25 protein-coding genes are annotated in these 23,018 nt (G+C 67.3%); 11 read left to right on the top strand and 14 right to left on the bottom strand.

Annotated elements, in window-relative coordinates; all coding sequences use genetic code 11:
• Positions 1-7: 7 nt before the first annotated feature.
• On the bottom strand, positions 8-397 hold the full coding sequence (locus NF616_RS14110; RefSeq protein WP_252273927.1) for a hypothetical protein: 390 nt from the start codon (positions 395-397) through the stop codon (positions 8-10).
• 232 nt (positions 398-629) lie between these two features.
• Between NF616_RS14110 and NF616_RS14105 the strand changes: the two genes are divergently transcribed.
• From NF616_RS14105 to NF616_RS14090, 4 genes are all read left to right on the top strand, one after another.
• Positions 630-1,475, top strand: coding sequence for an AAA family ATPase (locus NF616_RS14105; RefSeq protein WP_252273926.1), 846 nt, complete (start codon positions 630-632; stop codon positions 1,473-1,475).
• Positions 1,476-1,537: 62 nt separating this feature from the next.
• The gene (locus NF616_RS14100; RefSeq protein WP_252273925.1) at positions 1,538-1,930 is read left to right on the top strand and encodes a GFA family protein; all 393 of its coding nucleotides are present in this window, start codon (positions 1,538-1,540) and stop codon (positions 1,928-1,930) included.
• A gap of 29 nt (positions 1,931-1,959) precedes the next feature.
• A complete protein-coding gene (locus tag NF616_RS14095) occupies positions 1,960-3,138 on the top strand; it encodes a vWA domain-containing protein (RefSeq protein WP_252273924.1) in 1,179 nt (392 codons plus the stop codon).
• 85 nt (positions 3,139-3,223) lie between these two features.
• On the top strand, positions 3,224-3,742 hold the full coding sequence (locus NF616_RS14090; protein ID WP_252273923.1) for a PaaI family thioesterase: 519 nt from the start codon (positions 3,224-3,226) through the stop codon (positions 3,740-3,742).
• A gap of 61 nt (positions 3,743-3,803) precedes the next feature.
• Here the strand turns inward: NF616_RS14090 and NF616_RS14085 are convergent, their stop codons facing one another.
• From NF616_RS14085 to NF616_RS14070, 4 genes are read right to left on the bottom strand one after another with little or no spacing between them, the layout of a single operon-like run.
• Complete coding sequence (locus tag NF616_RS14085) at positions 3,804-4,337, bottom strand: DUF2937 family protein (RefSeq protein WP_252273922.1); 534 nt, start codon at positions 4,335-4,337, stop codon at positions 3,804-3,806.
• A gap of 2 nt (positions 4,338-4,339) precedes the next feature.
• Positions 4,340-5,119 (bottom strand): class II glutamine amidotransferase, encoded by a 780-nt coding sequence (locus NF616_RS14080; protein WP_252273921.1) that lies wholly within the window; start codon positions 5,117-5,119, stop codon positions 4,340-4,342.
• Positions 5,120-5,121: 2 nt separating this feature from the next.
• A complete protein-coding gene (locus tag NF616_RS14075) occupies positions 5,122-5,565 on the bottom strand; it encodes an HIT family protein (RefSeq protein WP_252273920.1) in 444 nt (147 codons plus the stop codon).
• Positions 5,566-5,624: 59 nt separating this feature from the next.
• Positions 5,625-6,104 (bottom strand): MFS transporter, encoded by a 480-nt coding sequence (locus tag NF616_RS14070; RefSeq protein WP_252273919.1) that lies wholly within the window; start codon positions 6,102-6,104, stop codon positions 5,625-5,627.
• Positions 6,105-6,195: 91 nt separating this feature from the next.
• Here NF616_RS14070 and NF616_RS14065 point away from each other — a divergent pair, with 91 nt between their 5' ends.
• Complete coding sequence (locus NF616_RS14065; RefSeq protein ID WP_252273918.1) at positions 6,196-8,232, top strand: S9 family peptidase; 2,037 nt, start codon at positions 6,196-6,198, stop codon at positions 8,230-8,232.
• The gene (locus NF616_RS14060) at positions 8,232-8,681 is read left to right on the top strand and encodes a hypothetical protein (RefSeq protein WP_252273917.1); all 450 of its coding nucleotides are present in this window, start codon (positions 8,232-8,234) and stop codon (positions 8,679-8,681) included. Before NF616_RS14065 ends, NF616_RS14060 begins: the two co-directional genes overlap by 1 nt.
• On the opposite strand, the gene NF616_RS14055 is transcribed toward NF616_RS14060, so the two are convergent.
• The 6 genes from NF616_RS14055 to rnd all read right to left on the bottom strand — a co-directional run bounded on the left by NF616_RS14055 (position 8,675) and on the right by rnd (position 13,204).
• On the bottom strand, positions 8,675-8,965 hold the full coding sequence (locus tag NF616_RS14055) for a hypothetical protein (RefSeq protein ID WP_252273916.1): 291 nt from the start codon (positions 8,963-8,965) through the stop codon (positions 8,675-8,677). The genes NF616_RS14060 and NF616_RS14055 overlap by 7 nt on opposite strands.
• A gap of 99 nt (positions 8,966-9,064) precedes the next feature.
• Positions 9,065-10,282 (bottom strand): hypothetical protein, encoded by a 1,218-nt coding sequence (locus tag NF616_RS14050; RefSeq protein WP_252273915.1) that lies wholly within the window; start codon positions 10,280-10,282, stop codon positions 9,065-9,067.
• 58 nt (positions 10,283-10,340) lie between these two features.
• Entirely contained in the window at positions 10,341-10,790 is a 450-nt protein-coding gene (locus NF616_RS14045; protein ID WP_252273914.1) for a YcgN family cysteine cluster protein, read from the bottom strand.
• An 88-nt stretch (positions 10,791-10,878) separates the two neighbouring features.
• On the bottom strand, positions 10,879-11,793 hold the full coding sequence (locus NF616_RS14040) for a D-2-hydroxyacid dehydrogenase (RefSeq protein ID WP_252274160.1): 915 nt from the start codon (positions 11,791-11,793) through the stop codon (positions 10,879-10,881).
• Between the two features lie 5 nt (positions 11,794-11,798).
• Positions 11,799-12,092, bottom strand: a complete 294-nt coding sequence (locus tag NF616_RS14035) for a YcgL domain-containing protein (RefSeq protein WP_252273913.1) — start codon at positions 12,090-12,092, stop codon at positions 11,799-11,801.
• On the bottom strand, positions 12,089-13,204 hold the full coding sequence (rnd, locus tag NF616_RS14030; RefSeq protein WP_252273912.1) for a ribonuclease D: 1,116 nt from the start codon (positions 13,202-13,204) through the stop codon (positions 12,089-12,091). The genes NF616_RS14035 and rnd overlap by 4 nt, the downstream gene beginning before the upstream one ends.
• 107 nt (positions 13,205-13,311) lie before the next feature.
• Here rnd and NF616_RS14025 point away from each other — a divergent pair, with 107 nt between their 5' ends.
• Entirely contained in the window at positions 13,312-14,370 is a 1,059-nt protein-coding gene (locus tag NF616_RS14025; protein ID WP_252273911.1) for an SMP-30/gluconolactonase/LRE family protein, read from the top strand.
• Between the two features lie 423 nt (positions 14,371-14,793).
• On the opposite strand, the gene NF616_RS14020 is transcribed toward NF616_RS14025, so the two are convergent.
• The gene (locus NF616_RS14020; RefSeq protein WP_252273910.1) at positions 14,794-15,585 is read right to left on the bottom strand and encodes a lysophospholipid acyltransferase family protein; all 792 of its coding nucleotides are present in this window, start codon (positions 15,583-15,585) and stop codon (positions 14,794-14,796) included.
• 231 nt (positions 15,586-15,816) lie between these two features.
• Here NF616_RS14020 and NF616_RS14015 point away from each other — a divergent pair, with 231 nt between their 5' ends.
• Positions 15,817-16,671 (top strand): sulfurtransferase, encoded by an 855-nt coding sequence (locus NF616_RS14015; RefSeq protein WP_252273909.1) that lies wholly within the window; start codon positions 15,817-15,819, stop codon positions 16,669-16,671.
• A 177-nt stretch (positions 16,672-16,848) separates the two neighbouring features.
• Here the strand turns inward: NF616_RS14015 and NF616_RS14010 are convergent, their stop codons facing one another.
• Complete coding sequence (locus NF616_RS14010) at positions 16,849-17,601, bottom strand: AraC family transcriptional regulator (RefSeq protein WP_252273908.1); 753 nt, start codon at positions 17,599-17,601, stop codon at positions 16,849-16,851.
• Positions 17,602-17,784: 183 nt separating this feature from the next.
• Between NF616_RS14010 and lon the strand changes: the two genes are divergently transcribed.
• The 3 genes from lon (at position 17,785) to NF616_RS13995 (ending at position 21,400) form a co-directional block, all read left to right on the top strand.
• The gene (gene lon, locus NF616_RS14005; protein ID WP_252273906.1) at positions 17,785-20,175 is read left to right on the top strand and encodes an endopeptidase La; all 2,391 of its coding nucleotides are present in this window, start codon (positions 17,785-17,787) and stop codon (positions 20,173-20,175) included.
• A gap of 50 nt (positions 20,176-20,225) precedes the next feature.
• The gene (locus NF616_RS14000; RefSeq protein ID WP_252273905.1) at positions 20,226-20,627 is read left to right on the top strand and encodes a protease inhibitor I42 family protein; all 402 of its coding nucleotides are present in this window, start codon (positions 20,226-20,228) and stop codon (positions 20,625-20,627) included.
• A gap of 89 nt (positions 20,628-20,716) precedes the next feature.
• Positions 20,717-21,400 (top strand): lysoplasmalogenase, encoded by a 684-nt coding sequence (locus NF616_RS13995; protein ID WP_252273904.1) that lies wholly within the window; start codon positions 20,717-20,719, stop codon positions 21,398-21,400.
• Here NF616_RS13995 and NF616_RS13990 read toward each other — a convergent pair.
• Positions 21,358-23,007, bottom strand: a complete 1,650-nt coding sequence (locus NF616_RS13990) for a sensor domain-containing diguanylate cyclase (protein ID WP_252273903.1) — start codon at positions 23,005-23,007, stop codon at positions 21,358-21,360. The genes NF616_RS13995 and NF616_RS13990 overlap by 43 nt on opposite strands.
• Positions 23,008-23,018: the final 11 nt, after the last annotated feature.

Below are 23,018 nucleotides of genomic sequence, written 5' to 3'. Positions count from 1 at the left end.
CGACTCCTCAGGCGTAGCGCCAGCGAACCAGCGTGGAGGTGAAGGCATAGGCCGCCCAGAACGCCGGAAAAGCCATGATCAGCGGGAAGCGCGGCCAGCCGGCGTACTGCTCGAGAAAGCCCCAGGCGCTGAGCAGGCCGACCACTGAGCCGCCGGCCAGCAACGCGGCGCGGGACATGAGGAAGCGCAGAAACTCGTCCGGCTCGCTGCGCATGTAACGGTCGAAGACATAGAGCGAGGCCAGCAGCGGCAGCGCCGGCGAAGCGGCCGCGACCAGACGCAGGCCATACGGCAGGCGCTGCAGGTCGACGCCCCAGCTGATCAGGCAGACCAGCGCGGCGTAGATCAGCATCAGCGAGGAACAGGAAATCACGTAGCGACGAGCAGCGGCATTCATGGCGAGACTCCAGACAAAATGTAAAGCAAACTTAACACCACCCAAATCTCGCTGTAAAGCTTACTTGTCACTCAAAGCGAATCCGCAACCGTACGGGCCATGACCCGCCATTCAGTGACTGAATGCCGCGTCTGCGTTCACAGTCCGCCGCCACGCGCGTTATAGTCGGGCCCTACGCCACCCCAACCGAACCAGCCGGAAGCGCTACGCGCGCCCGTTCGAGGATTCCCAGATGAAGTTCGAAGGCACCCAGTCCTACGTCGCTACCGACGACCTCAAGCTCGCGGTCAACGCCGCCATCACCCTGCAGCGCCCGCTGCTGGTCAAGGGCGAGCCGGGTACCGGCAAGACCATGCTGGCCGAGCAACTCTCCGCCGCCTTCGGCGCCAAGCTGATCACCTGGCACATCAAGTCCACCACCAAGGCGCACCAGGGCCTGTACGAGTACGACGCGGTCAGCCGCCTGCGCGACTCGCAGCTGAATTCCGACAAGGTCCACGACGTCCGCAACTACATCAAGAAGGGCAAACTGTGGGAGGCGTTCGAGTCCGAGGAGCGCGTGATCCTGCTGATCGACGAAATCGACAAGGCCGACATCGAGTTCCCCAACGACCTGCTGCAGGAACTCGACAAGATGGAGTTCTACGTTTACGAGACCGACGAGACGATCAAGGCCAAGCAGCGCCCGATCATCATCATCACCTCGAACAACGAGAAGGAACTGCCGGACGCCTTCCTGCGCCGCTGCTTCTTCCACTACATCGCCTTCCCGGATCGCGACACCCTGAAGAAGATCGTCGACGTGCACTACCCGAACATCAGCGGCGAGCTGGTGGCCGAGGCACTGGACGTGTTCTTCGACGTGCGCAAGGTGCCGGGCCTGAAGAAGAAGCCGTCCACCAGCGAACTGGTCGACTGGCTGAAGCTGCTGATGGCCGACAACATCGGCGAAGCCGTGCTGCGCGAGCGCGATCCGACCAAGGCCATCCCGCCGCTGGCCGGCGCCCTGGTGAAGAACGAGCAGGACGTGCAGCTGCTCGAGCGCCTGGCCTTCATGGCCCGTCGCGCCGGACGCTGATGCCCTCCCCCGCTTGCGGGGGCCGGGTAAGAGGGTAAGCCACCACCGAGGAGACCCGATCCATGCATGACGGCAGCTGCCTGTGCGGCGCAGTGAAATACCGGATCGATGTGCCCATCGAATCAGCCAGCCACTGCCATTGCAGCCAGTGCCGCAAGGGCCACGGGGCGGCGTTCGGCAGCTATGCCACGGTGCCCTGGAGCAGCTTCGCCTGGGCCGCGGGCGAAGACTCGGTGGCGCGCTACACCTCGTCGCCCGGCGTGACCCGGACCTTCTGCCAGCACTGCGGCGCCACCCTGCAGTGGTACAGCGACGCCCACCCGGAGACGGTCGGCGTCACCCTCGGCACGCTGGACACGCCGCTGGGCGTGGTGCCGCAGAAGCATATCTACACCGAATCCAAGGCCGGCTGGTACATCATCGCCGACGGCCTGCCCCAGGAGCCCGGCTCCTGAGGCCCTACTGACCACACGAGGCTGCAGCCATGCTGCTCAACCTGTTCAACGAAATGCGCGCGGCCAAGGTGCCGGTGTCGGTGCGCGAGCTGCTCGACCTGATCAATGCGCTCAAGCACAACGTCGTGTTCGCCGACATGGACGAGTTCTACTACCTCGCCCGGGCGATCCTGGTGAAGGACGAGCGCCACTTCGACAAGTTCGACCGTGCCTTCGGCGCCTACTTCAAGGGCCTGGAGAATCTCAACGAGCACATCGAGGCGCTGATCCCCGAGGAGTGGCTGCGCAAGGAGTTCGAGCGCCACCTCTCCGAGGAGGAGAAGGCGCAGATCCAGAGCCTGGGTGGCCTGGACAAGCTGATCGAGGAGTTCAAGAAGCGCCTCGAAGAGCAGAAGGAGCGCCACGCCGGCGGCAACAAGTGGATCGGCACAGGCGGAACCAGCCCGTTCGGCTCGGGCGGCTACAACCCCGAGGGCATCCGCGTCGGCGACGCCGGCAAGCGCCAGGGCAAGGCCGCCAAGGTGTGGGATCAGCGCGAGTACAAGAACCTCGACGACCAGGTCGAACTGGGCACCCGCAACATCAAGGTGGCCCTACGCCGCCTGCGCAAGTTCGCCCGCGAAGGCGCCGCGGAGGAATTCGACCTCGGCGGCACCATCGACCACACGGCCAAGGACGGCGGCCTGCTCAACATCCAGATGCGTCCAGAACGGCGCAACACGGTCAAGCTGCTATTGCTGTTCGACATCGGCGGTTCGATGGACGCGCACATCAAGGTCTGCGAGGAACTGTTCTCCGCGTGCAAGACCGAGTTCAAGCACCTCGAATATTTCTACTTCCACAACTTCATCTACGAATCGGTGTGGAAGAACAACCTGCGCCGCACCAGCGAGCGCTTCTCCACCCTCGACCTGCTGCACAAGTACGGCCCGGACTGGAAGATCATCTTCGTCGGCGACGCCGCCATGGCGCCCTACGAGATCACCCAGGCCGGCGGCAGCGTCGAGCACTGGAACGACGAAGCCGGCTACGTCTGGATGAAGCGCTTCATGGAGAAGTACAAGAAGCTCATCTGGATCAACCCCTACCCCAAGGACGCCTGGAACTACACGGCCTCCACCAACATCGTCCGCGAGCTGATCAACGATCAGATGCATCCGCTGACGCTGCGGGGGCTGGAGGAAGGGATGCGGTTCCTCTCCAAGTGACACGCGAACGGGCCCTCGGGGCCCGTTCTGCTTTCAGGGCAAAGCCGTTAGGCTTGGCCCGTCATCCCTTCGCAACGAGTCGAACATGCACGACATTTCCCTGCAGGACGCCGCCGCACCCGATGGCGTCTGCTACGGCTGCGGCAGCCGCAATCCGCACGGCCTGCACGTTAAGAGCCGCTGGCACGAGGACGGCATCCACGTCCTCGCCGAACACCTGCCCGACCCAATGCACTGCGGCTGGCCGGACTTGGTCTACGGCGGGCTGATCGCCATGCTGGTGGACTGCCACTCGAACTGGACCGCCATGGCCCATCATTACCGCGCCGAGAGTCGCGAGCCCGGCAGCCTGCCGCGCGTCGAATGCGTCACGGGCCACCTCGGCATCAAGTTCATCAAGCCGACGCCCATGGGGGTGCCGCTGCAGCTGCGTGCGAGGATCGAGGGCGAGCCGGGCCGCAAAACGCGGGTGATCTGCGAGGTGTATGCCGACGGGGTGCTGACCGCGGTCGGCGACTCGATCTTCGTGCGGGTCGACACCAGCCAGCTGGCCGACGCGGCGCATGGTCGCGAAGCACGCAGCGAGGCCGGCAGCCCGGCATGAGCACCCGCCGTAACCACATGACGCGGCAACGAAAAGGCCCCTGACGGGGCCTTTTTCTGCATCAGCGCCAGTGGCGCTCCTCGTAGGCGGTGGTCTTGTGCCGGCGACCGATGCCGACGGTCCAGCCAATGCCCAGCGCGATCAGTTCCACCAGCCAGGCCAGGACCAGGCCCACGCCAAGCCCCCAGAAGATCGCCTGAGGCGCCAGCAGCACCTGATAGGTGTAGGCCTCGTAGGTTTCCTGGACCAGCTCCGGGTCGGCGCCGGTCGCCAAGTGCCAGATCTGCGCGTACCAGGGCCCCTGCATGGCCAGCCATTCACTCTCCAGCAGCGCGGAACGACTGACCAGGTGGCCGATGCTGTCGGCGTCGCTGCGCATCACTGGGTCGGTGCTGGCGCGGTAATGGGCGACCAGGGCATTGAGATCACCGTTGAAGAAGCGCGCCGCCGTCTCGCGGAAGCCCAGCAGGCTCTCTTCGGACTCGGCGCGGTGGGCGGCCACGCGCTTGGCGTAGTCGTCGACGAAGCCAGGCACCTGCACCCCGACCAGCAGGCCGAAGGCGAACACCAGCAGCCGCAAATAACCTCTGAACATCCTCATCCCCCCATCTGCCCGTGGGCGATGCGCTCGCCGCGCCGCCACAGGCTCCATTCGCCGGGCTGGAACAGGTTCCAGCGTTCGTTATCGGTCAAAGGCTCGGTCGCCACCACTGTGACCACGTCGTCGGGCGTGGTCTCCGCATGGAAATCCACCGTCAGGTCGGCATCCCTCAGCCGCGCCGGGCCGAAGGGCGCACGCCGGGTGATCTGCGCCAGCTTGGTGGAGCAGAAGCAGAACAGCCAGTCGCCATCACTGAGCAGGCAGTTGAACACGCCCCGACCGCGATAGTCCTGGGCCGCCTGGATCAGCACCGGCAGTAGCACTTCCGCCGGCACCGGCTCGGGGAAGGCGCCGCGTACCCGATTGAGCAGGTCACAGAACGCCGCCTCGCTGTCGGTATCGCCGACCGGCCGGTAGAAGTCGAAGCGCGGCGCGAAATCCCGCAGCTGGCCGTTGTGGGCGAAGCACCAGTTGCGCCCCCACAGCTCGCGCACGAAGGGATGGGTGTTGGCCAGGCAGACCCGGCCGACGTTGGCCTGGCGGATGTGGCCAATCACCGTCTCGCTCTTGATCGGGTAGCGCTGCACCAGTTTCGCCACTTCCGAGCCAACACTGGCCGACGGGTCCTGGAACAGGCGCAGGCCGCGCCCCTCGTAGAAGGCGATGCCCCAGCCGTCGCGGTGCGGGCCGGTACCACCGCCACGCTGCATCAGGCCGGTGAAGCTGAAGACGATGTCGGTGGGCACGTTGGCGCTCATGCCGAGCAGTTCGCACATGGTCAGGCCTCCACCAGCGCCGCGCGCAGCCGCTCGGCCTCATGTTGCAGGCGCGCCTCGATGCGCGTGCGCCAGAACGGCAGGAAGCGCGTGAGGATGCGCCAGCACAGCGCCGGCAGGTCGCCGGTGCGGCGCGGGATCAGGTGCAGATGCAGGTGCGGCACGTGCTGGTTGGCGACGGGGCCGTCGTTGAGCAGCAGGTTGATGCCGCGGATCGTCGCATCGCTGCGGTACAGTGCCGCGGCCAGCCGGTTGGCCAGGGCCAGCAGGGCGTCGCGTGGCGGAGCCGGCAGGTCGCCGAGAAAGCGCGCGTGGCCGCGGGCGACGATCAGCACATGGGCCGGGCGCAGCGGGTAGATGTCCAGCAGCGCCAGGAAGTGCTCGTCTTCATGAATCAGATGCGCCGGCAGCTGCCCGTCGGCGATGGCGCAGAACACGCAGTTCATGGGCTCTCCTTGTCGATGCGGCCATGCTAGCGCAGCGCGCCCGGAGTGCAACCCGCTCCCTACAGACGCGGCTCGATGCGCAGTCGACGGTCGCCGCGGGCGTCCAGGCGGGTATCACCGTCGAAGCCGTCGTCGCGGCCCATCAGCTCGCGCAGGGTCGGCTCGTCGTCTGCCATCGGCGTGGAGCCGGTGTCGCGACGCCCGGCCCACCAGCGCTCGAGCGGCCAGCGCAGCGCGGCGAATACGGCCCACAGGCCGAGGGCGATCAGGCCGTAGATGGCCAGGTCGGCGACCGCGCGCCAGGCGTTGTTGCCGACCTGGAACAGCAGATCCAGCGCGGTGACGGCGATGGCCGGGGCGAACAGCTCCCGGGCCGGGTCGACGATGGTCGGGCTCAGCAGCAGCACCGCGACCACCACCCGCAGCGGCTCGCGCAGCAAGCGCCATATCCAGCCGGTCATGCGGAACCACACCAGCAGGCAGCCCAGCGCGGCGATCGCGTAGAGGCCCCAGGCGAGCAGATAGTCTTGTTCGGTCATGGTGTGTCGTGGCTTGGCCGGCAAAGGGGCGCTTATGATAACGGCTTTTGCGCACCCCGACCTCCCTGCGGTCGCCCGAACGAGAACGAGCATGACCCAAGCCCCCATCGCCCGCCGAGCAGACGGCTCCGACCCCTACCACTGGCTGGAACAGCGCGACGCCGCCGAGGTGCTCGGCTACCTCGAGGCCGAGAACGCCTACCTGGAAGCCGAACTCGCCGAGCAGGCCGCGCTGCGCGAGGCGCTGTTCCAGGAGATCAAGAGCCGCATCCGCGAGACCGACCTTTCCCTGCCGGTGCCCTGGGGCCCCTGGCTGTACTACCAGCGCACCACCGCCGGCGACGAATACCCGCGTCATTACCGCTGCCCGCGCCCGGCCGACGGCTCGCTGACCGTGGACGAAAGCGCCGAGCAACTGCTGCTCGATCCCAATGCCCTGGCCGGCGACGGCTACCTGTCGCTCGGCGCCTTCACCATCAGCCCGGACCACCGCCTGCTCGGCTACAGCCTGGATACCGCCGGCGACGAGATCTACCGGTTGTTCATCAAGGAGCTGGACAGCGGCCTGCTGCGCGAGCTGCCCTTCGACGACTGCGACGGCCAGATGACCTGGGCGAACGACAGTCACACCCTGTTCTTCGTCACCCTGGACGACACCCACCGGCCCTACCGTCTGTATCGCCATGCGCTCGGCGACGACAGCGCCGAACGGGTGTTCGAGGAGGCGGACGGACGCTTCTTCCTCAGTTGCTACCGTTCGAGCTCCGAGCGCCAGTTGGTTCTCAGCCTCGGCAGCAAGACCACCAGCGAAGCCTGGGTCCTCGACGCCGAAACGCCGCAGGGCCAGTTCGCCTGCGTGGCGCCGCGCCAGGAGGACCACGAATACGACATCGACCACGGTCTGCTGAACGGGCAATGGACCTGGTTCGTGCGCAGCAACCAGGCCGGCATCAACTTCGCCCTGTATGTCGCCGATGAGGCGCAGCCGGGCCGCGAACACTGGCGCCAGCTGATCGCCCACGACGAGCAGCGCATGCTCGAGGGCGTCACCCTCAACCGCGACGCCTTCACCCTCAGCCTGCGCGAGGGCGGCCTGCCGATCATCGAGGTGCATCCGCAGTCCGCCGCGCCCTACCCCGTGCAGTTGCCCGACGCCGCCTACAGCCTCTATGTGCAGGACAGCCTGGAATTCCATAACACGACGATCCGCCTGCGCTACGAGGCGCTCAACCGCCCGGCCCAGGTCCGCCAGCTGGAGCTGGCCACAGGCGAGCAGAAAGTGCTCAAGCAGACTCCGGTGGAAGGTCCGTTCGACGCCGACGCCTACGAGAGCCGGCGAGTCTGGGCAACGGCCGCCGACGGCACCCAGGTGCCGATCAGCCTGGTGGCGCGCAAGGACGTGCTCGCCGCCGGCCAACCTGCCCCGCTTTACCTGTATGGCTACGGTGCCTACGGCGAGAGCCTCGATCCCTGGTTCAGCCACGCGCGCCTCTCGCTGCTGGAGCGCGGCTTCGTCTTCGCCATCGCCCATGTGCGCGGCGGCGGCGAGCTGGGTGAGGCCTGGTACCGCGGCGGCAAGCTGGAACACAAGCAGAACACCTTCGGCGACTTCATCGCCTGTGCCGAGCGGCTGGTCGCCGACGGCCTGACCACACCCGCGCAGCTGGCCATCAGCGGCGGCAGCGCCGGCGGCCTGCTGATCGGCGCCGTGCTCAACCAGCGGCCCGAGCTGTTCGCCGCGGCCATCGCCGAAGTGCCCTTCGTCGATGTGCTCAACACCATGCAGAACCCCGACCTGCCGCTGACGGTGACCGAGTACGACGAGTGGGGCGACCCGCACCAGCCCGAGGTGTTCGAGCGCATCAAGGGCTACGCGCCCTACGAGAATGTCAGCGCCCAGGCTTATCCGGCGATCCTCGCCGTGGCCGGCTACAACGACAGCCGCGTGCAGTACTGGGAGGCGGCCAAGTGGGTGGCCAAGCTGCGCGCCACCCGCACCGACGCCAACCTGCTGCTGCTCAAGACCGACCTGGGCGCGGGCCACGGCGGCATGAGCGGCCGCTACCAAGCGCTCAAGGACGTGGCGCTGGAATACGCGTTCCTGCTCAAGGTGTTGGGGATGGCGTGATGCAGAATCTGCTCTATCGCTGGCTGCTGGCGGTCGGCCTGAGCCACGTGGTGCTCGGCGTGGTACTGGCCTTCGCCGTCCACCTGCCGATCACCCAGCCCTACTTCGGCTATCTGCACGCCAGCGTGGCCGCGATGCCGCCGAGCGTCGAATTCCAGAGGCTGCTGCGCACCCTGGTCGGCCTGTTCGGGCCGACGGTGGCGAGCTGGGGTGTGCTGTTCTGCGTGCTGGTGATGCTCTACCGCCGCCATGGCCATCGCCAGATCAAGCCGGCGATCTTCTTCGCCTTGTTGATCTGGTGCGCGCTGGACAGCGCCCTCTCCAGCCACTTCGGCCTGCTGCTGCACGCCTACCTGAACGCCGTGGCCTTGCTCTCTATCGCGCTGCCTCTGGCGTTTCTGCGGCCTGTCGAAACGTCGCCGGAGCCCGCCACGCCGTCGACTCACTGATCCCCGCGCTTGTCCATCGACTCGGCCGGATGCTGTTGCTGGCGGCGGCGTTCGCTTTCCAGTTGCGGCAGCGGCTCATTCCTGGGCAAGGGCTGGGGCGTGGACAGCGGCGTGCGGCGCTGCGGATCGACCAGCAGCGGCGGGCTGTTGTGCGGGGCCGGGGTGATGCTGCGCACTTCCGGCCGGGCATAGGGTTGCGGCGTGGCAGTGCCGGGCAGGCCCGGCGGCTGCGCCTGGGCCAGGGGGCTCAGGGCGAGGATGAGGACGAGCGATGTGCGGCGCATGGGGCACTCCTGCGGCGGCGTCTCGATCCTATTCTGGCAGCGCCGGGGCCGGGGTGTTCCCCGCCCGACCGCAGGCGTGCCGGGCGGGTAAGCGTGTCTTCAGCGCAGCAGTTTGGTGTCCAGCACGTCCGAGGAGCCGCCCATGACGTTCTCGCTGATTTCGACGAAGTCCTTGGTGCTGACCTTGTCCAGCCGCATCAAGCCGCGGGTGACATCATCCAGCGAGCGCTGGTTGTCGGTGCTCTTGCGGATCTCCCGGTCCAGCTCCTGTAGCAGCAGCACGGCGCGGGCGGTTACCGGGCCGGTGGAACGCTCGGTGCGCAAGCTGCCGACCTTCTTGCTCCAACCCACCAGCTTCTTGCGCGTAGCCTGGTAGCGATCCTCGCTCATGCCACCGGCCCGGCGCATCAGCTCGATGGCGTAATACTCTGCCAGGCCCTCGCTGATCCAGTCGCTCTTGTCGGTGTCACGGATGCGGCTGAACACGTGGACCAGTTCGTGCACCAGCGAGCTGGTGCCGTTCTCGCTGACCAGCGGCCGCTCGGCGTGGAAGAAGATCGAGTTGGGCGCCGACAGGCCGCCGCGCCACATGGGGTCACCGGCGCCGACGATCAGCAGCTTGCCCGGGTCGCGCGGGAACACCGACTGAGCTTCGGGCCAGATAAAGGTCAGCAGGGTCAGTACGTCCATGCGACGCATGCCCTCGCCCACCGGCGCCGACACGGTGACATCGGTGTCGCCGAGCTGGGCGCGGCGGCTGCCAAGTTTGCCGGCGAGTATCCAGCCGGTGGGGCGGTCGAACTTGCGCGCCGGGTTGTCGATGCGGAACTTGTTATCGCCGATTTTCGGCCAGCCGGTCTCGACGCCGCTCCAGCCCCCGGGCAGCTGGAACTGCAAACGGGCCACCAGCTCGACCTTGTCCTCCTTGTCCATGCGCGCGGCGGGCACCAGATCATCGCCGCGCAGCAGCGCCCACTTCGGCGTCATGCGCGCATCGAACTTGCCATTGTCGCGCGGGTGGCTGATGCGCACCTTGTAGCTAAGGCTGCTCTTGCCCTTGGCCGGCTTCCAGACGCCGCGTTCGCCCTTGGTCTGCCACTCGCCATCGGCCTCGAAATCGCTGTAGTAGCCCTCGTCGCCGAGGTTGAAGTCGAGGCTGCGGATCACCTCGCCCTCCTCGAGGGTCAGGCGCACCTCGGCTTGGTCGCTGTCGGGCAGAAATTGCACCGAATAATCCAGATCGACGCGTTTGGCTGCCCAGGAGGGCATGCTCAGGCCGAGTAACAGGATCGAGGTCAACAGCGTGCGGACAGGCATCGCAGAGTGCTCCATGCGGATGGGTGAACCGGTTTGGACCCGCGCAGCCGCAAAACGCTCAACCGGCGCGGAAGATCAGGTGATCCTCCCAGTCGTCCTCCGCCACGCTGCCTTCGGCGAGCATGCGGCCGGACTGGGAAATGCGTTCGTGATGGACCGCGTCGGGGTCGCCGCAGACCAGGTGATGCCAGAGCGGCAGGTCCTTGCCTTCGCTGACCAGGCGGTAACCGCAGGTCGGCGGCAGCCACTTGAATTCGTCCGCCTGGGCCGGGGTGAGCTGGACGCAGTCGGGCACCTGGGCGCGGCGGTTGGCGTAGTCGCTGCAGCGGCAGGTCTTGAGGTCCAGCAGCTTGCAGGCGATGCGCGTGTAATAGACGCTGCCGTCGTCCTCGTCTTCCAGTTTCTGCAGGCAGCACAGGCCGCAGCCGTCGCACAGCGACTCCCACTCGTCCTGGTCGAGTTGGGCGAGTGTCTTGCGTTTCCAGAAGGGTTGAACGATGGCGGCCATGGCAGAGAGTACAGCGGGTGAAGGCGCGGCAGTCTAGCCGCAGACGAATCCGCGGCCAAGGGCTGCCCGTCAGGGCCTGCCCGCCGCCCTAGTAGCCGCGGGCGAAGTCCACTTCGCCGCGCAATGGCTGGCCGTCGCGGTAGCGCTGCAGGTTGTCGAGGAACAGCGCGGCCATGGCCGACGGCTCGGTGGGCGCCGAACTGTGCCCGGTGAGCAGCAGGCGCGGCGCATCCCAGAACGGATGGCCGGGCGGCAGCGGTTCCTCGCGGCAGACATCGATCACCGCGCCGGCCAGATGCCCGGAACGCAGCGCCGCCACGAGGTCGGCGTCGACCACCGCCACGCCACGGCCGCAATTGATGAACAGCGCCTCGGCGCGCAGGCGGGCGAACAGCGCGGCGTCGTAGAGATCGCGGGTGGCCGGGGTATCCGGCAGCACGTTGACCAGGCAATCGGCCCAGGCCGCCTGCTCGGCCAGCTCGTCCAGGCCATGCACCTCGGCGAACGCCGCGATGGGCCGCGGCTGGCGGGCGATGCCGCGCAGCTCCACGCCGAACGGCGCCAGCAGACGGGCCATTTCGGCGCCGATATCGCCGGCACCGACGATCAGTACGCGGCAGCCGCGCAGGCTCGGCGGCGCCTGGTTGTCCCAGCGCTGCTCCACCTGGCTGGCCAGACGCGCCAGCACCCGGCGTCGGTGGGCCAGCAGATAGGTCAGCACGTACTCGGCCATCGGCTGGCCGAAGATGCCCACCGCCCGGCTCAGGCGGTAGTCGCGCGGCAGGTCGAGGCCCAGCAACGGCGTCACTCCGGCCCAGGTGGACTGCAGCCAGTCGGGACGCAGGCCCTGGCGCAGCAGCGGCAGCAGCAGGTCCGGCTGACCGAGCCAGATCGTGCAATCGGCGGCACGCGCGCCGTCGTCAACCAGCTCGAAGCCAGGGGCGGCGGCCCGCAAAAGCTCGGTGTAGCGGGCTTGCTCGTGCTCCAGCAGGAAGATGCGCATCGGCTTCACACCGGATCGTTCATGCGCAGCAGCTCGTCCGGCAGGTGCTCGATGTACTCCTCCTCGGGCGGCGGCATCTGCAGGTGGTAGCCCTGCTTCTCCAGGTTCTCCAGCACCTTGTGGATGTCCTCGCGGGCCAGGGTCTTGTCCGGGCTGAGCACCAGGTCGAAGGAGTGCTGCGGCGCACCGAACGCGCTCAGCAGACCCTCCGGCACGCGCTTGAGCGCATCGGCCTTGAGCACGTAGAGGTACATGCCGTCCTTGCGCGGGCTCTTGTAGATGGAGCAGATCTTCTTCATTGCAGTTCGTCCAGCAGGGCCTGGCCCATGAGTTCGCGGCGCCATCCGCGCAGGTTGTCCGGCAGCGTCCATGGGCCATCGGGGAAGCCGCTCTTGAGCAGAGCCTCCAGGGATTTCTTGCGCAGCATCAGCTCGGGGGCCATCTGCAGGCGTTCGGCCTCGCGCTGCCCTAACGCCCGCAGCTTCTTCAGCAGCGCGCCGGCCTCGATCGGCAGCGGCGCCGGCAGCGCCTCGGGCCATTGCTCCGGCGGCAGCGCGGCGGCCTCGCGGATCAGCCGCAGAATAGTCTCGCCATCCTGGCGCACGGTGCGCGGGTGCATGTCCTCGATGCGCGCCAGGGCGACGGTGTTGTCCGGCTGGAAGCGCGCCAACGGCCACAGCGAATGCTCGCGCAGGATGCGGTTGCGCGGCTGGTTGCGGGCGCGTGCCTGGCGCTCGCGCCAGGCGCTGAGGGCGCGCAGCACGGCGAGCTGCTGGCGCGACAGTTTCCAGGCCAGCTTGGCGTCCAGGTAGGCCTGGTCCGGGTCGGTCTCGCGGCGCAGGTTGCCGACCAGCTCGGCGCCGTCCTCGAGGAGCCAGGCGAGCTTGTCTTCCGAAAGCCTCGGCAGCAGCACCTGATACAGCTCGGCGAGGTGCTGGGCATCCTCGGCGGCGTAGCTGACCTGGGTTTCCGACAGCGGCCGCTGCAGCCAGTCGGAGCGCGTCTCGCCCTTGGGCAGCTCGATGCCGAGCACTTCCTGGACCAGGCGCGAGTAGCCCATGGAGAAACCGATGTTGAGGTAGCCGGCGGCCAGCTGGGTGTCGAACAGCGGCGTCGGCAGCGCGCCGGTCAGGCGCAGGAAGACTTCCAGGTCCTCGCTGCAGGAATGCAGCACCTTGGTCACGGCGCGGTCTTCCAGCAACGCGGCGAAGGGCGCCCAGTCCTTCACCTGCAGCGGGTCGACCAGGTAGGCCCGCTGGCCGTCGCCTACCTGCAGCAAGCCGGCGATGGGATAGAAGGTGTCGACCCGCATGAATTCGGTATCGACCGCGACGAAGGGCAGCTGGCGCCACTCGGCGCATTGACGCGCCAGGCTGGCGTCGTCGAGGATCCATTGAATGTCGATGGCCACGCGGCACTCCTTGATTGATGCCGCGCAGTATATATGCCCGGGGCGGATACCGGGCATTCGCGCCCTGCGTGTACACTGCCGCGCACCGCAAACCAGGGAAGAACAACATGAAGAAACTCCTCGGCATCCTGGTGCTGGCCGGCCTGGCCATCGCCCTCTACCTCGGCCTGACGCCCAGCCCCATCGACCCGCTGGCGTGGCAGCCGCAGACCGCACCGCTGATGACCGGCGCGATGGAGCCCAACGACACCCTGATGAAGGCCGAGCTGTTGGCCCAGGGGCAGATCCACGGCCCGGAAGACACCGCGGTGGACGCCCATGGCCGGGTCTACGCCGGTTTGCATGACGGCCGCGTGGTGCGCATCACCGACGGCCAGGTCGAGACCTTCGCCGCCACCGGTGGCCGCCCGCTGGGCATGGATTTCGACGCCCAGGGCAACCTGATTCTCGCCGACGCCTACAAGGGCCTGCTGCGCATCGACCCGGCCGGCAAGATCAGCGTGCTGGCGACCGAGGCCGATGGCGTGCCCTTCGCCTTCACCGACGATCTGGATATCGCCAGCGACGGACGCATCTACTTCACCGATGCCTCCAGCAAGTTCCAGCAGCCTGACTACCTGCTCGACCTGCTCGAAGGTCGCCCGTACGGCCGCCTGATGGTGTTCGACCCGGCCAGCGGCACGACGCAGGTGCTGCTCAAGGACCTGTACTTCGCCAATGGCGTGGCGCTGTCGCAGAACGAGGATTTCGTGCTGGTCAACGAGACCTACCGTTACCGTATCCAGCGCTACTGGCTGAAGGGCGACAAGGCCGGCACCCATGAGATCTTCGCCGACAACCTGCCGGGCCTGCCGGACAACCTGCAGGGCGACCGCGCCGGCACCTTCTGGGTGGCCCTGCCGACGCCGCGCAAGAGCGACGCCGACTTCCTGCAGAACCAGCCCTGGCTCAAGGCCCAGATGGCCAAGCTGCCGCGCGCGCTGTGGCCGAAGCCGACCTCCTACGGCCTGGCCATCGCCCTCAACGAACAGGGCGAGATCGTGCAGAGCCTGCACGACACCAGCGGCACCCACCTGCGCATGGTCACCTCGGTGAAGCCGGTGGGCGATTACCTGTACCTGGGCAGCCTGGACAACGACCGGATCGGCAGGCTGAGGATTCGCTGAGTTCTTTGTGCCTCGGTGCAGGCTGATGGGGTGCGCTCGCCCTTGGGACGGTGCACCAGCGAGGCCTCGCTTGGCGGGCTGCCGCTGCGCGGCGAGGCCGCGCTACGAAGGTGCTGCGCTCGCGGGATATTCGTTGGGGCGTGGGCGCGGCCTGCGGTTGGGGACGTCCGTTGGCCGCGGGGTGCACCCACCGATAGGCCAGCGCACCAGCGGGGCCTCGTCTGGCGGGCTGCCGCTGCGCGGCGAGGCCGCCCTACGAGAAGCATGACGCTCGGCGAGGTATTCGAAGGTGCGTCCGCGATTAAGAGCTGCGAACCGTGGGGGACATTTGCCGTAGGGCAATGCAACCGCAGGCATAGCCTGGGGCTGCCGCTGCGCGGCAGGCCGTCCTACGAAAAGCCCGCCATTCGGCGGTTTTTTTTGTCAGACGGGTTGTTCGGTCAGAAGTCCCTGGAGCGTGCTCGGGGCTGGTTCGCCGAGTAGCTCCTGCATGCTCTGGCGGGTCTGGGTCATCAGTTCCGGCAGCTGTTCGGGACTGTAGCGGCTGGCGTCTATCGGGGCGCCGATGTGCAGCTGCACCGGCAGGCCGAGATTGAAGCGCCAGGTGCGCGCCGGCAGCACTTCGGAGATGCCGCGGAAGGCGATCGGCACGATGATCGCGTTGGTATCCAGGGCCAAATGGAAGCAGCCCTTCTTGAACGGCAGCAGTTGGCCGTCCTTGGAGCGCGTACCCTCGGGCGCGGCCCACAGGACGATGCCGCTCTCCATCATGCGTTTAGCCTTCTCCAGGTCCTTCACCGCCTGCTGGCGGTTGTGCCGGTCCACCGAGGGGAATTCGGCGGCGCGGATGGCCGCGCCGAACAGCGGGATGCCGAACAGCTCCTTTTTCGCCAACATGCGGATCGACCCCGGCAGAGCGACGAAACTGGCGGGGATGTCGTAGTGGCTGGCGTGGCTGCTGAGCAGGATGTAGCGGCGGCCGTCGTTGAAGTCCGGCATCGCGCCGTGCACGCTGAGGTTCATGCGTACCAGGCGCAGCAGCAGCCCGGACCAGCGCCGGGTATAGCGATCCACATCGGCACGCCGCAATCGGCCGGTGAGCGCACGCGACAGGATCGCGCAGCAATAGTAGGCGGTGATCAGCGCCGTACCCAGAACCACGCCGACGCGGCGGGCGAGGTTGGCGCTTTCGATGGCAGGTTGCAGGCCGAGCATGTGGGTGTTTCCTCAAGTGGCGAACCGCTGCAGCGACCGGCCCACCGACAGCAGGCCGGGCCGCGCTGAAAACGAATCGAATGCGGCGGTGCGCTTCGTGCCCTATCCCTGGCGACAATCGGCAGGCCGTAGGCAGGTTCCAGCGAGCCGCAAAGGCTCGGGGGTTCGCTTCTGGTTATTCGTGGCTGTCCTTATGATGCGCCTTGTCATGAATTCGACACAGGAGGTCCCATGCCACTCGCCCAGCTGATCACCGCCGACTCCTTACACGCCCGCCTGCAGGCGCCGAACCTGGTCATCCTCGACTGCCGCTTCGCCCTCGAAGACCCGGCCTACGGTGCGCGCAGCCATGGCGAAGGGCATATCCCCGGCGCCCGCTTCGCCGATCTGGAACGCGACCTGTCGGCCCCGGTGGTCAAGGGCGTGACCGGCCGCCACCCGCTGCCGGATGCCGCCGAACTGGCCGGGAGGCTGCGTGAGTGGGGCATCGACAACGATTCGGAAGTGGTGCTCTACGACGACGGCCCCGGTGCCTTCGCCGCCCGCGCCTGGTGGCTGCTGGCCTGGCTGGGCAAGCGCGACGGGGTTTACCTGCTGGATGGCGGCCTCAAGGCCTGGAGGGACGCCGGCCTGCCGCTGAGCCGCGAGGTATCGGCATCGCCGTTGGGCAATTTCACTGGCCAGCCGGACGATTCGCTGCTGCTGGGCGCCGCGCAGTTGCAGCAGCGCCTCGGTCATCCCGAGCTGACCCTGCTGGACGCCCGCGCCCTGCCCCGCTTCCGCGGCGAGGTCGAACCGCTGGACCCGGTGGCCGGGCATATCCCGGGCGCGCAGTGCGCGGCGTTCACCGACAACCTCGGCGCCGAAGGCCGCTTCCTGCCGCCCGAGCAGCTGCGCGCACGCTTCGACGCCCTGCGCGGCGCGCGTCCCGTGGAAGAGTTGGTGGCCTATTGCGGCTCGGGCGTCACCGCCTGCCACAACCTGTTCGCCATGAGCCTCGCCAGCTATCCGCTGGCGCCGCTGTACGCGGGCTCCTGGAGCGAGTGGATCACCGACCCGGCCAGGCCGGTGGCGACCGGTGACTGAGCGCAGCCGCGCGAACTCTGCTTAAGAAGCAGACGCCGCACGCGCTTCGCGAGTAGCGGTTCGAGTCAGCCCCGCCGGTGCGCACGGCGCATCCTATCGGACATGTAGGGTGCGCCGTGCGCACCATACGGGGCGAAGACAATCTCGACCGCATCAGGGACGACCCACCGCTCCCGCCTACTGCAACCCGCGCAGTCGCTTAGGCGTCAGCCCCATGTAGCGGCGCATCGCCGTGGTCAGCGCGCTCTGGCTGGAAAAGCCGCACTCCCCGGCGATGCGCACCAGCGGCAGCGGGCTCTCGCGCAGCAGGCGCGCGGCGTGGTCGAGGCGGGTCTTGAGCAGGTACTGATGCGGCGTGAGGCCCACGCTGTCCTTGAACTGGGCGTGGAAGTGGCTGGGGCTGAGGCAGGCGACCTGGGCCAGCTCGATCACCGTGATGCGCCGCGCCAGGTGCTCGACGATGTAGGCGTCCAGCCGGCCCAGGTCGAGATTGGCCACGGCGCCTTGGCGGCGCTCGCCGAACAGCCGCAGGTGCAGCGCGCGCAGCAGCACGCCGCCGAGGGCGCGCGCCAGATGCGGGTCGCTGCCATAGCGGGCCAGCTCGGCGCCGGCGTAGCTCAGCAAGTTCTGGAAATCGGCGTCGAGCGCCGGGTAACGCGGGTTCTCGAACAGCTGGGCAAGCAGGTCGAGATCCTCCGGCGAGGTGTCGCGCTCGTCCAGATCGAGGATGAGCATGCGGTTCTCGCCCATGCCGGCGAACTGATGATCGGCATCGCCCGGCACCAGGCAGGCGCGCATGCGGCAGACCTCTCCACCGCAGCCCTCCACCTCGAATTCCGCGCGCCCCTCGAGCGACATCACCAGTTGGTGATAGTCGTGGGCGTGTTCATGGGCCTGGTTGTCCAGGCACGCGAGACGGGCAATGAGCATGGCGGAAGGCACCGAAAGATCAGGTTGCACTTTATCCACTCGAACGACAAAGAGGGAGTGCAACCGATGGGTGGACAGGTTGCACCTTCACCCCGCCGGACACAAGCCGGCACATAACGTTGAAATGCCCGGCGCCGCGCCCCATCTAAGCTGCTACCACCGTTTGAGCAGACAAGGGCCGCCATGAGCGACAGTTCCGAATACATCGAAGCCGAGCCGCATCGCCAACCCACCAGCCTGGCGCTCCCCAGCCAGACCCTGCCGGACAAGCTCTACGTCATCCCCATCCACAATCGCCCGTTCTTCCCGGCCCAGGTGCTGCCGGTGATCGTCAACGAGGAACACTGGGCGGAAACCCTGGAGCTGGTGGCGAACACCGAACACAAGTGCCTGGCGCTGTTCTACGTCGACCAGCCGATCGAGGACCCGCGCCACTTCGACACCGGCCTGCTGCCCGAGCACGGCACCCTCGTGCGGGTACACCACGCCAGCCGCGCCGACGGCAAGCTGCAGTTCGTCGCCCAGGGCCTGGGCCGGGTGCGCGTGCGCGGCTGGCTCAAGCGCCACCGCCCGCCCTACCTGGCCGAGGTCGACTACCCGCAGAGCCCCAACGACGGGCGCGACGAGGTCAAGGCCTACGGCATGGCGCTGATCAACGCGATCAAGGAGCTGCTGCCGCTCAATCCGCTGTACAGCGAGGAGCTGAAGAACTACCTCAACCGCTTCAACCCCAACGATCCGTCGCCGCTCACCGACTTCGCCGCCGCCCTCACCACCGCGCCGGCCAGCGTGCTGCAGGAGGTGCTCGACTGCGTGCCGGTGCTGCGCCGGATGGAAAAGGTGCTGCCGCTGCTGCGCAAGGAAGTGGAAGTGGCGCGTCTGCAGAACGAACTGTCCGCCGAGGTGGACCGCAAGATCGGCAAGCACCAGCGCGAGTTCTTCCTCAAGGAGCAGCTCAAGGTGATCCAGCAGGAGCTGGGCATCACCAAGGACGACCGCAGCGCCGACGCCGACGAATTCCGCGCCCGTCTGGAGGGCAAGACCCTGCCGGCCCAGGCGCAGAAACGCATCGACGAGGAACTGGGTAAGCTGGCCATCCTCGAAACCGGCTCGCCGGAGTACGCGGTGACCCGCAACTACCTGGACTGGGCCACCGCCCTGCCCTGGGGCGTGTTCGGCCAGGACAAGCTGGACCTCGGCCACGCCCGCAAGGTGCTGGACAAGCACCACGCCGGCATGGACGACATCAAGGCGCGCATCACCGAGTTCCTCGCCGTGGGCGCCTTCAAGGGCGAGATCTCCGGCAGCATCGTGCTGCTGGTCGGCCCGCCCGGTGTGGGCAAGACCAGCATCGGCAAGTCCATCGCCGAATCCCTCGGCCGGCCGTTCTACAGGTTCAGTGTGGGCGGTATGCGCGACGAAGCGGAGATCAAGGGCCACCGCCGCACCTACATCGGCGCCATGCCCGGCAAGCTGGTGCAGGCACTGAAGGAAGCCGAGGTGATGAACCCGGTGATCATGCTCGACGAGATCGACAAGATGGGCGCCAGCTACCAGGGCGACCCGGCCTCGGCGCTGCTGGAGACCCTCGACCCGGAACAGAACGTCGAATTCCTCGACCACTATCTCGACCTGCGCCTGGACCTGTCCAAGGTGCTGTTCGTCTGCACCGCCAACACCCTCGACTCCATTCCCGGCCCCCTGCTCGACCGCATGGAGGTGATCCGCCTGTCCGGCTACATCGCCGAGGAAAAGCTGGCCATCGCCCGCAAGCACCTGTGGCCGCGCCAGCTGGAAAAGGCCGGGGTGAAGAAGACCCAACTCAGCATCAGCGACGCCGCCTTGCGCCTGGTGATCGAGGGCTACGCCCGCGAGGCCGGCGTGCGCCAGCTGGAAAAGCAGCTCGGCAAGCTGGTGCGCAAGGCGGTGGTCAGGCTGCTCGACGAACCCGGCCAGCCGGTGAAGATCGGGCCCAAGGACCTGGAAGCGTACCTGGGCATGAAGGTATTCCGCGGCGAGCAGGTCTTCAGCGGCACCGGGGTCATCACCGGCCTGGCCTGGACCAGCATGGGCGGCGCCACCCTGCCCATCGAGGCCACCCGCATCCACACGCTCAACCGCGGCTTCAAGCTTACCGGCCAGCTCGGCGAGGTGATGAAAGAGTCGGCGGAGATCGCCTACAGCTATATCGGCTCGCACCTGAAGCAGTTCGGCGGCGATGCCAGCTTCTTCGACCAAGCCTTCGTCCACCTGCACGTGCCGGAAGGCGCCACGCCCAAGGACGGCCCCAGCGCCGGCATCAGCATGGCCAGCGCCCTGCTCTCCCTGGCGCGCAACCAGGCCCCGAAGAAAGGCGTGGCCATGACCGGCGAGTTGACGCTGACGGGCCAGGTGCTGGCCATCGGCGGGGTGCGCGAGAAGGTGATCGCGGCGCGCCGGCAGAAGATCTTCGAGCTGATCCTGCCGGAGGCCAACCGCGGCGATTTCCTCGAATTGCCGGACTATCTGCGCGAAGGCATCACCGTACACTTCGCCAAACGCTACGCCGATGTGGCCCGGGTGCTGTTCGGCTGATCCGCCGTCCGGGCTATGCTGTGCAGGTTTTCGATCGACAGGAGTCCGCCATGAACCATGCCCACCGTCTGCTGCTGCCCTGCAGTCTCGCCCTCCTGGCCGCCTGCTCTTCGCAGCCGAACACCAGCGTGAGCGTGGAGGAGAAGCAGCTGGGCGATTGCCCGATGCAGCTGCACGCCGGCCAGACCCTCAACGTCGCCCTGCCGAGCAACCCTACCACCGGCTTTCGCTGGGAAGTGGTGGAGGCCGCCCCGGGCATACTGCGCAGCCTGGGGCCCGAGGTCTACATGACGCCCGAAGACGCCGGCCTGGTCGGCGCAGGCGGCCAGTCGACCTGGCGCTACCAGGCCTACCAGACCGGCGAGGGCCGCCTGTTGATGCAGTACCGCCGGCCCTGGGAAGCGGACGTGGCGCCGGCCAAGACCATCGACTGCGCGATCAGCGTGCGCTGACGCGATAAACCACCCCGGCTGGCACGGACCGCACTGGCCGTTGCCAGCACGGCGGCAATAATGGGCGCAAACAACAAGAGAAGCCCTCCATGCGCCCATTGCTGATGCTCATCGCCCTCGCTGGCGTCGCCCTGTTTCTCCTCGGCCTGCACCTCGAACTCAAGTGGCTGACGCTGCTCGGCAAGCCGCTGCCGGTGATCTGCCTGCTGCTGTGGTTGCGCGAGGCGCCCGCCGGAGCCTATCGGCGCTGGATCGCCATCGGCCTCGGTTTTTCCCTGCTCGGCGACATGCTGCTGGAATGGCCGGCCGATCTGTTCGTCTTCGGCCTGGGAGCGTTCCTGCTGGCCCACCTCGCATACCTGGTGGCGTACCTGGGCGACACGCGGCGCCTGGCGCCGCTGGATTTGCTGATTGCCGCGCTGGCGGCCGGCGGCATGTTCTTCGTATTGAGCCGCGCCGGGTTGGGAGCACTGTTGGTGCCGGTGGCACTTTACAGCCTGGCCATCGGCGCCATGCTCTGGCGGGCCCTGGCGCGGATTGGCGTGGCGGCGAGCCGCTCCGCCTGGCTGGCGGCCGGCGGCGCGGCGCTGTTCGTGCTGTCGGACAGCCTGATTGGCATCAACCGCTTCGTCGCCCCCTTCGAGGGCGCGCGCTACGCCATCATCATCAGTTACTGGCTGGGCCAGTTCGGCATTGCCGCCTCGGCGGTCGCGCTGCTCGCCCGCCCGGCTCAGCCGGGTGCCTCCTCGGCACCGTCCATTTCCGGGCGGTAGACGCACAGCCGGTTACGCCCGCCGCGCTTGGCCTGATAAAGCGCCAGGTCGGCGGCGTGCAGCAGAGCGTCCATCTGTTCGCCATCCTGGGGGAACCAGGCCAGGCCGAGAGAGATGTTGATCGGCCCCAGCGGCTGGCCGCCGTAGCGCACCTGCAGGCGGCTGACCGACAGACGCAGCGATTCGCAGCGCTCGATGGCATCCTCGCGACTGATCTCCGGCATCACCAGGCAGAACTCCTCGCCGCCATAGCGACAGGCCAGGTCGCTGGTGCGCACGTTGCGCTTCATTTCCAACGCCAGATGGCGCAGCACCAAATCACCGGCCTCATGGCCAAAGGTGTCGTTGAAGCGCTTGAAGTGATCGACGTCGAGCAGTACCACGGCCACAGAGGACTGCTTGCGAGCGGCACGCAGCAGCTCGCGGCGCAAGGTCTCGTCGAGGAAGCGGCGATTGTGCAGGCCGGTCAGGGCATCCATCAGCGATTGCTGGCGCAGGCTGTCGCGCAGCGACAGGTTGGAGACGCCCAGGGAAATCTGCTCGGCGAAGGCCTCGGCCAGCTCCAGGTCGGGCGCCTGCAGGCCATTCAGGGTCAGGACGCCCAGTGGCTCGCCCTGGGCCATCAACGGCACACAGACATAGCCGGACTCAACCATCGCCGAGCCCTGCAGGTGCGGGCATAGCAGATCCTTGCCGGTATCGAGCACCTGGTGGCTCTGGCCCCGGCGAATGGCCCAGCAGGCATGCGGCTCGAACAGGTCGAGTTCCTCGGGCCAGTCACCCCAGTGGGCGACGCCTTCCAGCACGTCGCGTGACGGATGGTAGAGCGTCAGGCTGCCTGCGTTGCAGGGGAACAGCTGGCCGGCGAACCGGCCAATGATGCTGTAGCACTCGTCGAAGCGGTTGACCGAGTGCAGCGCGCCGGCCATGCGGCTGAGCAGGGAGATTTCCCGGTTACGCAATTCCACACGCTGCATGCCGCTGGACAACTGCTCGCTAAGACTGCGCAGGCTGTGGCGCGCCGCCCTTCCCTCCTTGAGGATGCGGAAGGTGAAATGGAACAGCAGACCGATGACGATCAGGTCCAGCAGGCCGATCACGACCAGCAGCACCATCACCATTTGCTGCTGCCACTCGCGCCGTTGCTCGAGCAGCAGGATGCGCGCCTCGTGCAATGCCTGCATCTCGCCGACCCGCGCGCGCAGATCGTCCATCAGCTGCTTGCCCTTGCCCTGGGTGATCAGGTCGCTGGCGGCCCGCAGCCCCTGGTCGCGGCGCAGACGGATCACGCTATCGAAATAACGGCGCTGCTCCGCGATGACCGGTTTCAGCGCCTTTAGATCGTCGAGCATCTCGGGATCGTTTTCCGCCGCGGCATGCAGCTCGTGCATCAGCTTGTCGACTTCGGCGAAGCCCTGGTAGAGCGGAGAGAGGAAGTCTTCACGGCCCGAGAGGACGAAACCACGCTGCCCGGTTTCTCCGTCCACCAGCGCGGCGCGCAGCAGTTCGCTGCGCTCGATCAGGTTGCCGGCATGCTCGTAGTGCCGCTGTGTTTCCTCGACCCAGCGCGCACCGAACATCGGCAGAAGCAGGCTCAGGCTCAGCATCACGAGCGCCA

It is taken from the genome of Pseudomonas subflava (assembly GCF_023823685.1).
Taxonomy (GTDB): domain Bacteria; phylum Pseudomonadota; class Gammaproteobacteria; order Pseudomonadales; family Pseudomonadaceae; genus Aquipseudomonas; species Aquipseudomonas subflava.
The sequence above is the reverse complement of the archived record's forward strand: the minus strand, read 5'-3'. Positions and strand labels throughout refer to the sequence as shown.